The 10,427-nt window shown below is 41.8% G+C and carries 11 protein-coding genes and 1 pseudogene; 5 read left to right on the forward strand and 7 right to left on the reverse strand.

The features are described 5' to 3' along the window. Positions 1-152: 152 nt before the first annotated feature. Positions 153-1,742, forward strand: coding sequence for a Na(+)/H(+) antiporter NhaB (gene nhaB, locus L4C32_RS19155; protein ID WP_428198496.1), 1,590 nt, complete (start codon positions 153-155; stop codon positions 1,740-1,742). Positions 1,743-1,824: 82 nt separating this feature from the next. Further along, complete coding sequence (gene dsbB, locus L4C32_RS19160; protein WP_428198497.1) at positions 1,825-2,337, forward strand: disulfide bond formation protein DsbB; 513 nt, start codon at positions 1,825-1,827, stop codon at positions 2,335-2,337. Positions 2,338-2,381: 44 nt separating this feature from the next. On the opposite strand, the gene L4C32_RS19165 is transcribed toward dsbB, so the two are convergent. Then, positions 2,382-2,927 carry an SEC-C metal-binding domain-containing protein gene (locus L4C32_RS19165; protein ID WP_428198506.1) on the reverse strand — a complete coding sequence of 182 codons (546 nt, stop codon included), beginning with the start codon at positions 2,925-2,927 and terminating at the stop codon, positions 2,382-2,384. A 166-nt stretch (positions 2,928-3,093) separates the two neighbouring features. Here L4C32_RS19165 and L4C32_RS19170 point away from each other — a divergent pair, with 166 nt between their 5' ends. The 3 genes from L4C32_RS19170 to L4C32_RS19180 all read left to right on the forward strand — a co-directional run bounded on the left by L4C32_RS19170 (position 3,094) and on the right by L4C32_RS19180 (position 5,142). Further along, a complete protein-coding gene (locus tag L4C32_RS19170) occupies positions 3,094-3,636 on the forward strand; it encodes a prepilin-type N-terminal cleavage/methylation domain-containing protein (RefSeq protein WP_428198498.1) in 543 nt (180 codons plus the stop codon). A gap of 84 nt (positions 3,637-3,720) precedes the next feature. Further along, complete coding sequence (gene dusC, locus L4C32_RS19175) at positions 3,721-4,683, forward strand: tRNA dihydrouridine(16) synthase DusC (RefSeq protein ID WP_428198499.1); 963 nt, start codon at positions 3,721-3,723, stop codon at positions 4,681-4,683. A 93-nt stretch (positions 4,684-4,776) separates the two neighbouring features. Continuing rightward, complete coding sequence (locus tag L4C32_RS19180; RefSeq protein ID WP_428198500.1) at positions 4,777-5,142, forward strand: PH domain-containing protein; 366 nt, start codon at positions 4,777-4,779, stop codon at positions 5,140-5,142. A 221-nt stretch (positions 5,143-5,363) separates the two neighbouring features. Here the strand turns inward: L4C32_RS19180 and L4C32_RS19185 are convergent, their stop codons facing one another. The 6 genes and pseudogenes from L4C32_RS19185 to L4C32_RS19210 form a co-directional block, all read right to left on the reverse strand. After that, the gene (locus L4C32_RS19185) at positions 5,364-6,461 is read right to left on the reverse strand and encodes a Fic family protein (RefSeq protein ID WP_428198501.1); all 1,098 of its coding nucleotides are present in this window, start codon (positions 6,459-6,461) and stop codon (positions 5,364-5,366) included. Positions 6,462-6,648: 187 nt separating this feature from the next. Next, positions 6,649-6,867: pseudogene (locus L4C32_RS19190) on the reverse strand (site-specific integrase); the annotation flags it as partial. Between the two features lie 79 nt (positions 6,868-6,946). After that, entirely contained in the window at positions 6,947-7,399 is a 453-nt protein-coding gene (locus L4C32_RS19195; protein ID WP_428198502.1) for a YcgN family cysteine cluster protein, read from the reverse strand. Between the two features lie 37 nt (positions 7,400-7,436). Next, positions 7,437-7,736: a YkgJ family cysteine cluster protein gene (locus L4C32_RS19200; protein WP_428198503.1), complete on the reverse strand. Its 300-nt coding sequence runs from the start codon at positions 7,734-7,736 to the stop codon at positions 7,437-7,439. A gap of 184 nt (positions 7,737-7,920) precedes the next feature. Beyond that, positions 7,921-9,159, reverse strand: coding sequence for a RidA family protein (locus L4C32_RS19205; protein WP_428198504.1), 1,239 nt, complete (start codon positions 9,157-9,159; stop codon positions 7,921-7,923). 331 nt (positions 9,160-9,490) lie between these two features. Next, the gene (locus L4C32_RS19210) at positions 9,491-10,420 is read right to left on the reverse strand and encodes a carbamate kinase (RefSeq protein ID WP_428198505.1); all 930 of its coding nucleotides are present in this window, start codon (positions 10,418-10,420) and stop codon (positions 9,491-9,493) included. Between the last annotated feature and the right edge of the window lie 7 nt (positions 10,421-10,427).

Genomic DNA, 10,427 nt, shown 5'->3' on the forward strand with positions numbered 1-10,427 from the left:
ATCTTGAATTAGGGGTAATGTCAGTCGCTACTTAATATAAGCGTTGAAAACAACGTATTGGCGGCACGAAAAACACTCCACCTAATGCATATGCTGCCCTACACCAATATTAGAGTTATAACCTTTTTTAATTACAGCAGAGATTTTTAGTCATGTCAGTTTCGCTAGGGAATGCATTCATCAAGAACTTTCTTGGTCACGCTCCAGATTGGTATAAAATTGCCATTATTTCTTTCCTCATTGTTAACCCCATTGTATTTTTCATGATCGACCCGTTTACTGCAGGTTGGTTACTAGTGATTGAGTTTATCTTCACTCTGGCCATGGCGTTAAAGTGCTACCCGCTCCAACCTGGTGGTCTCTTAGCGATTGAAGCCGTTGCAATCGGAATGACCTCTGCTGAACAAGTAAAACATGAATTAGTTGCTAACATTGAAGTACTTTTACTACTGGTCTTCATGGTCGCGGGTATCTACTTCATGAAGCAATTGCTTCTCTTTATCTTTACTAAAATATTAATTACTATCCGCAATAAAGCACTATTGTCAGTCGCATTTTGCATTACCGCGGCTTTCTTATCTGCGTTTTTAGATGCATTAACGGTTATCGCCGTCATCATTAGTGTCGCGATTGGTTTTTACTCCATCTATCATAAGGTCGCCTCAGGAAAAAGTTCGAATATAAGTCATGACCACACTTCAGATGAAGGTTTAGAAGAGTTGACTCGTGACGATTTAGAAAACTACCGTGCTTTCTTACGTAGCCTATTAATGCATGCTGGTGTCGGTACGGCATTGGGTGGAGTGATGACGATGGTAGGAGAGCCGCAAAACCTTATCATAGCAGATCAAGCTTCATGGCAGTTCGGAGAGTTCATCATTAGAATGCTTCCAGTCACTCTTCCTGTCTTTATCTGCGGTATATTTACTTGCTATCTAGTAGAGAAACTTAAGTGGTTTGGTTACGGTACAGAGCTCCCTGTTCATGTTCGAAAAATCCTTGAAGATTTTGAAGAAGAAGAGCGTAAAAAGCGTACCAATCTTGATAAAGCCAAACTGATCATCCAAGGTGTCATTGCCGTTTGGTTAATCATCGGTTTAGCCCTGCACTTAGCAGCTGTAGGTTTAATTGGCCTATCGGTCATTATCTTAGCGACTGCATTCAGTGGTGTCATTGAAGAGCACGCTATGGGTAAAGCATTTGAAGAGGCGCTGCCTTTTACTGCTCTACTTGCCGTCTTTTTTGCTATTGTTGCCGTTATCATCGATCAACAACTGTTCAAACCTATCATTGAAGCGGTGCTGCTATTAGAAGGCAGCCAGCAGATGACCATGTTCTATATTGCAAACGCAGTATTATCAATGGTCTCTGATAATGTTTTCGTCGGAACCGTATACATCAACGAAGTGAAAACAGCATTGTTAGAAGGCACTATTACTCGCGACCAATTTGATCTATTAGCTGTTGCAATCAATACAGGGACTAACTTGCCTTCAGTGGCCACACCGAATGGACAAGCGGCTTTCTTATTCTTGCTTACCTCAGCTTTGGCTCCACTGATTCGTCTCTCATACGGAAAAATGGTTTACATGGCATTGCCTTACACCATCGTACTGTCAATTGTTGGCTTCCTTGGTATCGCTTTCTTATTAGAGCCGATGACTCAACTGTTCTACGATTTTGGTTGGATAAGTCACAGCGTTGCAGAAATAACCACGAATGCAGCGATAAGTGCACATTAAAGTAGAAAAATTGAACTAACCATATTATAAAGGGCTCTGATTATTCAGAGCTTTTTTATTTTCCAATGCTTAAGTGGGTAACATGCAATATATAAAACAGATCGCCAGTACTCGTGCGCCGTGGCTTCTACTGCTAATTTTCATTCTCTTTTTTGAAGGTTCCGCTCTATTTTTCCAACATGGCTTGGGGTTAGGTCCTTGTGTGATGTGCATTTATGAACGTGTCGCCATGATGGGAATTGGCTTTGCGGCGATACTCGGTTTAATCAATCCAAGTAACCGTCTTATTCGTTGGTCAGGACTTATCAGCTGGGGAGTCAGTGCCGGATGGGGATTAAAACTGGCAATGCAACATGTTGACTATCAATTCAACCCATCACCTTTTGCAACCTGTGATCTTTTTGTACAATTTCCATCTTGGGCGCCACTGAATCAATGGGTGCCGTGGATGTTTGAAGCCAGCGGTGATTGCAGTAAAGTCGTTTGGATGTTTGTTAATTTATCGATGCCACAATGGTTAGTCATTATTTTTGCGGCTAACTTGATCGCTTTAGCAGTTGTCGTGCTTGGGCAAGTTATTCCAAAAACAAAATAAAAAAAATGTTAACAGCAACTTCGAGTTGCTGTTAACTGCATTCATTACTTTCCACAGCATTGCTTAAATTTCTTACCACTGCTGCATACACAAGGGTCATTACGCCCAATCTCTTTATACGGATTCACTGACTGACTTTTCGCACCAGTATTGGCTTCATCCGCAGCGAGAGAGACCTCAATAATCATTGTGTCTAAGTTGGGTAGTAGCTCAGAAAGGTTCGGGGGGGAATCAATACCCGACTCACGCATCTGTGACTGTGTCTCTTGCTCATCAATCGCTAACATCATGGTCGTTAGTAATGCAGATAACATGCGCATCGTACCATCTGAAGTTTGAACTTCACTCCAACTCTCTTCAACTATGCCCCATACGCTCATAAAACCATAAGCCATCTCTTGGATCTGTTCTCCAACAACTTCAATGACAGAGTATTCACTTCTGAGCAATAAATTATACTGTGACTCCAAATGCCTAATGATTTGCCTCTTATTCTCAGCATTTATCGAATCGTTAGATAGCAGCCCTATCCATTCATCAGGATTAAGAGGCTTGGTTGACATATTTGCCGCGAGAATAGCTCCCTCCATAAAGTAGACGGATTGTCCGCTCCAATCCCCTGATATTTCGATATTTTTACCAATCAAGTTAAGTTACCTTTCTATTATAAAACCGTGTTGATATAATTATTAAATATTGCTGGCGACATTTCGCTAGCAATACTCTTTTTATTAGCGTCTAGAAGTGAATAATATCATGAAAAAACATCGTAATGGTTTTACCCTCATTGAGCTCGTTGTTGTAATTGTTATTTTGGGTATTTTAGCCGTTACCGCCGCTCCTAGGTTTTTAGACTTTGCCGACGATGCGCATGAGTCTGCCGCACAAGGGACCTTTGGTGCTTTTGCTTCTGCTGTGGAGCTCTATCAGAGCCGATGGTTAGTAGACGGCGAGCCTTCTCCAACAGATAGACCAGTGCAAGGTTACGCCAATGACGCACTGTACGCTTCTGCTGCGGGTTTCCCAAATAGTGCAGATAATAACCCTGTCGTTTTCGGCTCGGATTGTGAAGCGATCTGGATAAACTTATTGGATACCGACCTAACCATCAGTGCCATCAACCCAGATGTGTTTGATGGGACAACAGATATCAAATATTGGTATACGAATGATCAAAAATGTTTCTATTACTATGTTGGCCGACATAAAAACAAAAGCTCACCGATTGAGTTACCCCAATTAACCTATGACCCAGCAACGGGTACAACGATTATTGAGCACCACACCCCCTTTTCTTAATAGAAAGAAGCCTGTCCAGTTAACTTAATTGGACAGGCTCGTTAATGCCCTCTACAATCACGCCTCAGCTATTATGAGGTAAGCATGCGCGTAATTCTTGGCCCAATGGAGGGCGTTCTTGACCATTTAATGCGGGATCTTCTCACCCAAATTAATGACTATGACCTCTGTGTCACCGAGTTCATTCGTGTAATTGACATGCTACTGCCTGAGCATGTTTTCTATCGTATCTGCCCTGAACTGCATCAACAAAGCAAAACCTCATCTGGAACACCTGTGCGCGTGCAACTCCTCGGCCAAGAACCTGATTGGATGGCTGAAAATGCCAACCGCGCGATTGAAATTGGATCTGATGGTGTCGACCTCAATTTTGGTTGTCCTGCCAAAGCGGTGAACAAAAGCCGAGGTGGCGCCGCCTTGTTAAAAACACCGGATCAGATCTACAACATAGTCAAAGCATGCCGTGATGCCGTACCCAGTGATCACTTGGTGACCGCAAAAATCCGTCTCGGTTGGGAGTCACCTAACGAATGCTTTGAGATTGCCGATGCGGTCTATCAAGCAGGAGCTGATGAGTTAACCGTGCATGCGCGGACTAAAGTCGATGGCTATAAGGCTGAAGAAATTAAGTGGGACTACATTAAGCAGGTCGCTAATACCATTCAAATCCCAGTCATCGCCAATGGCGAGATCTGGAGTCATCAAGATGCTCAAAACTGCATTGCTGCCACTGGTATTAATACCCTGATGGTGTGCCGTGGCGCTTTTAATCTTCCTAATTTAGGCAATGTGGTGAAGTACAATCAGGCCGCAATGCCATGGAGTGAAGTCATTGAGTTGCTGCTACGTTACTCTCAATTTGAGATTGAGGGAGATAAAGGGATGTACTACCCCAATCGCGTTAAGCAGTGGTTAGTTTACTTGCGACAAGAGTACCCACAAACCAAAGCCCTATTCACTGATATTCGTTGTCATAAACAGGCACAGCCTATTGTTGATCTGCTAGAGAGCGCGTTAAAAGAGTTGAATATCTGCCAAGAATATTAATCTCGAATAATTCGTAGAGAGTGAGCAACACCAACAACGTCTTAGATTATTTCAGGTAAGATAATCCACTATTCATATCATAAGGAGATAGTTATGTTTAAAGGCATCAAACTCACAGCCCTAACCGAAGAGCAAGTTGGCGAGAATAGCGAACGCTATGACTTTTTAATCCAAGATGGCGAAAGCGTAGCACTTGAATACAAAACGGTGCGGGATCTGTTAATCCTTACCAATAAGCGATTAATCACGGTTGATGTTCAGGGCTTACGCGGTAAAAAAGCCGAATTCTTTGTCCTTCCTTACAGCAAAATCACGGCGTTCTCAGTAGAAACCGCAGGCACCTTTGATCTCGATTCAGAATTCAAAATCTGGGCGTCAGGCATTGGCGAGCTTGAGTTTGCCTTCTTAAAAGGCACCGACATCAAAAAGATTGCCACGCTGTTAAGCTCGGATATCTAAACGAACCTACATACACTGCAGAGTAGAAACCTATCGATTTGGGTCATTGATGATGTGCAAGAAAGCACTCTTCCTTTTAGCTACTTCTTTCATCATACAACCATGATCCCACGTAACAAGCTTTTGGGCAAAAGTGTTTTGGCTTACCTACCCCGTCTGACTTCATATAGCCCAAAAGCGAGATAATAGAGTTGAGAAAACTGACCGCTCATGCAATGAGTCTATTTCTTTAATAAGTACCGAGTACTTCTACCTGCTCCTGATTTCTCTAAACACCCTTGCTCCACAAGCGCCCTAAGATGGCGGGTGGCTGTCGGTTTACTGACTTTAGCGGCCTTGTGATATTGAGACGTTGTTACTCCTTCGCTAAAGTCACCATCTAACAATCTATTTAGCACTTTTACTTGTTCATTGGTCAGCAGTGTTTGATCTACGTTTCGCCAGAAATTTGTTTTGAATACAGTTTGGTCAATTTCTTTTAATGCCTCACTAAACGTTTGATTTAGCGTCTCAAAGAACCAAATTAACCAATAGGTTATGTCTACCCCCCCTTTCTGAGTTCTCTCAAGTATTTCATAATAGCTTTTTCGCTTCGCCAATATACTCACAGACATTGCGTAGAAGCGGACAGATTGCTCCTCTGCTTGTGCCAGCGCTAAATCTGTCAATAAACGTGTTATACGTCCATTACCATCATCCAGCGGGTGTATCGTCACAAACCACAGATGTGTTATCGCGGCGCGAACTAATGGGTCAAGCGAGGTGTCACCTTTTGAGCTGTTAAACCACTCAATAAATTGCTCTAATTCTTGATCTAAAACGTCGCGTCCTGGTGCTTCAAAATGGACCACGGGTTTATCTAACCGACCAGAGACAACTTGCATCGGCGTATCGCCCCTCAGCTGGCCACCTACGACAGGATTGAACATCGTATAACCCTCTGGAAATAACCGTTCATGCCATACTAAGATGCGCTCAAGGGTTAGTTTTATATCTAGATTATCCACGGCATCTAGTATTATTTCTGCGAGGCCGTCTGTTTGCTCAGTCGTTGGGAACGGCCGCTCTTCAGTAAGTCCTAGCTTACTCGCAAGTGACGAGCGCACTGAGAACGCATTCAATTTTTCACCTTCAATCGCGCTTGAATGAACGATGTTGGCCAGTAGAGTATCGAGCATGCATTCTTTGTCATCTTGTGAATGGCTAAGCATTTTCCCCAATAAGATGCCTTGATTTAATCGAGTGCGCCTAACCAATGGCTCAACAGTAGCTTTGTCCCAATTGAAGTTAGGCCAATCGTTGTTTTTCCAGATCCACATAGGGGCTCCTTGATTCGTAATACTGCTATAATCAAATCATATAATGATTCGTTTCCTTCAAAAAATCAAATCGAAATATGATTTGATTAGGTATTTAAATCAGATCATATTGTGTGAATTTTCCAGATTCGTGTTAAAATATGGCTCTAAAATGAACGATTGTCATTGGTGTTTGTGAAGGACTTCGATAAGCGTAGTAATGGGCAAGCCCCTGAACATCTGTACCAAGTTCAAGTACGCCACCATCGATTGCTTTCGACAATAAGAATTCATTGACCCTGTCTAATGGTTGGTCGCTGATTAGGTTGTCTTTGTCGTCATACCGAGCTATATGAAGTAAGGGAAGCTTCTTGATGGGGGTTTTATTGCCATTGGCACGGTAGGTAACCTGAGGTTCGCCTTTTTCTGATTTGTTTCGTTATCTGACATACTAAACCTCATGCTGTGCATACAGTCAGTATAGACAGCATTCTCAACTTTAAAAGTTAACTATGTGGCTTTAGTCTATCAGGTAAGTTTTGGATGTGATCTTCCCAATTCAGCACATCAATCTCATAAACGACAGTGCCTCGGACGCTCTCTTTGGCCGCATGCATTTTCGATTTGGAACCTGTGATCAGCGGGTGCCACTCGGGTAGCGGCTTGTTTTCTGATAGTAGACGATAACTGCAGGTTTCAGGTAGCCAATTAAACTCGTGAATTTTGTCTCGAGTTAGCTTTAAACACTCTTCACCCGATTCAAAGCGATTCGGATAATCTTTACAACTACAGGTTTTACTATTCAGCCAACTGCATGCCACATTGGTGTAGTAGACCTCATCGCTATCTTCATCCATCAACTTATGCAGGCAACATTTTCCACAGCCATCACACAGCGACTCCCATTCGCTCTCTGTCATCTGCTCTAATTTTTTTTGTTGCCAAAACTGCTTTGTCATTTTCATACCATATAGGTTGTTATGTGAAGAATAGAAATTATTGCGTCATTAACTCTAGTTCATTTAATGTTTTCAGCGCAAAATCAGGCCCTGACGCACAGATCGACGCCTCATCGCTAAAGTCTAAACAGACTTTAGGACGGTTAGGCATACCGAATAACTTGCAAAGATTGTGATCGTTTAGCTGAACACATCGTTCCCCTGCTCGTTTTCCATCTGGCATTCCTGGAATAGGTGAAGTGATTGATGGGGCAATGCAACAAGCACCGCAGCCTTTTTGTTGGCTTGGTGATACGCAGGGTGACCAGTCAGTGATCTCTACTTTCACATCAATCATTATCTACAACTCATACTTTTTTGCTTTGGGTGTGTTCAACGGGGCATTGTAATCTCTTCTGCTAAAAAATGTTGAACAATTATCGAAGAGAATAAAAAATGAGCTACTTAATAATCCGAAAAGGTTATCAAGCAGCTCATTAGATACGATGCACCGAGGTGCATCTATGTATCAGCGTTGTTGATTAAACAGTTGGAGGCGTACCTTCACAGTTTGAAACAACCGCATCAATTTGAACTAGTGCGCCCATAGGGATAGCGGAAACGCCCACGACAGTTCTTGCTGGAAGATCGCCTTTGAAGAAGGTGGTGTACACTTCGTTTACTGCGTCAATGTCAGCAACATCGGTAAGCTGGATATTGATTTTTACAGTGTCGTCCATTACGTGGTCAACACTTTCAATGATTGCTTTGATGTTATTTAGGCACTGCTCAGCTTGTGCTTTAACGTCACCCGCTACTAGTTTTTCAGTTTTAGGATCTACCGGTAACTGACCAGCAATGTGGTTGTAGTGAGAGAAAGCAACTGTGTGAGAGTATGCTGCTTTTGGTGCATTCTCTGTATTGCTTGCTTCGATAACAAGAAACTTAGTATCTTCTTCAAGTTGTGGTGGAGTTCCGTCACCGTGTGATACTGCAGTATCAATCTGAACTAATGCGCCCATAGGTAGAGCAGCAGCATTAACAACAGTGCGTGCAGGTACATAACCTGGGTAGAACTTAGCACAGACTTCGCTAACAATTTCAGCATCAGCAAGGTCTTTAAGGAAGATAGTGGTTTTAACCACATCGTTCATCACGTGACCAATGCTTTCTAGGATAGTTTTGATGTTGCCGAAGCACTGCTCAGCTTGCTCTTTAACGCCACCTGCTACCAATTCGCCTGTTTTAGGGTCGATAGGTAGTTGAGCAGAAAGGTTGTTGTAGTGAGAGAAAGCAACAGTTTGAGTAGATAGCGTACTTGTTGGCGCGTTATCTGTGTTTCTTGATACTTTAACAAGAGCACAAGGAGCTTGTGGAGCAGTACCTTCGCCGTTAGAGATTAATGTATCCATTTGCACTAAAGCATCGCTCATTGGCAGAGCAGCAACTTGTACTACGTTACGTGTAGGGATCGCATTTGGGAAGAATGATGCATATACTTCATTAATCGCGTCAATATCAGCGATATTCTTAACGAATACATTGATTTTTACCACATCATCCATTACGTGATCGATACTTTCAACAATCGCTTTAATGTTTTCTAAACACTGTTTTGCCTGCTCTTTTACACTACCTGTCACAATGTTACCTGTTTTAGGGTCTACAGGAAGTTGAGCTGAGAAGTTATTGTAGTGAGAAAAAGCAACGGTTTGTGTAGATACAGTGCTCATTGGTGCATTTTCAGTGTTTCTTGAGGCTTTGATGATATCGTGGCTCATGTCTATATTATCCTTTTAAATTGTAAATATTTCATTACGAAGTTTTAAAAATACTTTTTACCAAACCAAATACATTGCTAACACTTATAGGTTTTAAAAGTGTTTTATCGTATAAAGGCTATAGTAAAATTTAATACGAGATTTAGTTAAGCAGTCACCTTAATTATTTTAAAAATAAACTCAGTGACCACAATAACTATCAATTTGATATTTATTGAATATAAAACTCTCAAATTGATAGAAATATAACCGATTAGTTATTATACTTATTCGAACTATGGTTTATTAGGCACAAAACATGCCTAATTTTTCATTTACATAAAAATAAATATTAATAATAAGTAATTCCAGTTCCTTTCTTAATTAAGGTTCCAGCTTCATTGTTAATTATTTTATCTAAGTCAAACAACGAACCAATGGCCGATTCGCCTCTTCCAGTTTCAACAAACTTACACACAGCTTCAATCTTCGGTCCCATAGATCCAGCAGGGAAATCGAATTCAGCTAAACCAGATGGTGTGGCAACTTTCATTTCAGTTTGATCCGCTTTACCGAAGTTACGATAGATAGAGCCGTCAGTTAGAATGATAAACAGATCAGCTTCAACTTTCTCAGCCAGCAGTTCAGCAGTTAAGTCTTTATCAATAACACATTCGACACCGGTCAATTGATCGTCTTCTAATGCCACTGGTACGCCGCCGCCGCCACAAGCAATAACTAAATTACCCGCACTTAATAGCGTCTGAATTTGACCCAGTTCAACGATATCTTTTGGCTGTGGAGACGGTACTACGCGGCGGTAATAATCACCATCAGCTTTGAATTGTTTGTCGCTATTTTCAGACTGTTCCGCAGCTTGTTGCTGTGTATATACAGGACCAACAAATTTGGTCGGGTCTAAGAATGCAGGATCGTCTTTAGAGACGACAGTTTGTGTAAGTAGCGTAGCGATATTTAATGAACGATCGATATTTCGCAACTCTTGCTGCAACATATACCCAACCATGCCACAAGTTTGCGAACCTAAAACATCCATAGGATAAGGGGTGGTTTCAGGAGAAAGCGCGTGATAACTTGCGTTTTGTTCCATTAATAGACCAACTTGTGGCCCATTACCATGAACAATAATAACTTCATGTTGCTTTGCAATTTTTGAAATGCTTTGAGCTGCTTTTTTAATGTTTATTCTTTGATTTTCAGCCGTTAATGCCTCGCCTCTTGCTAGCAGTGCATTTCCGCCTAACGCTAATACTATACGCATTTATTAG

The sequence above is a fragment of the Aliivibrio kagoshimensis genome (genome assembly GCF_050337105.1).
Lineage (GTDB): Bacteria > Pseudomonadota > Gammaproteobacteria > Enterobacterales > Vibrionaceae > Aliivibrio_A > Aliivibrio_A kagoshimensis.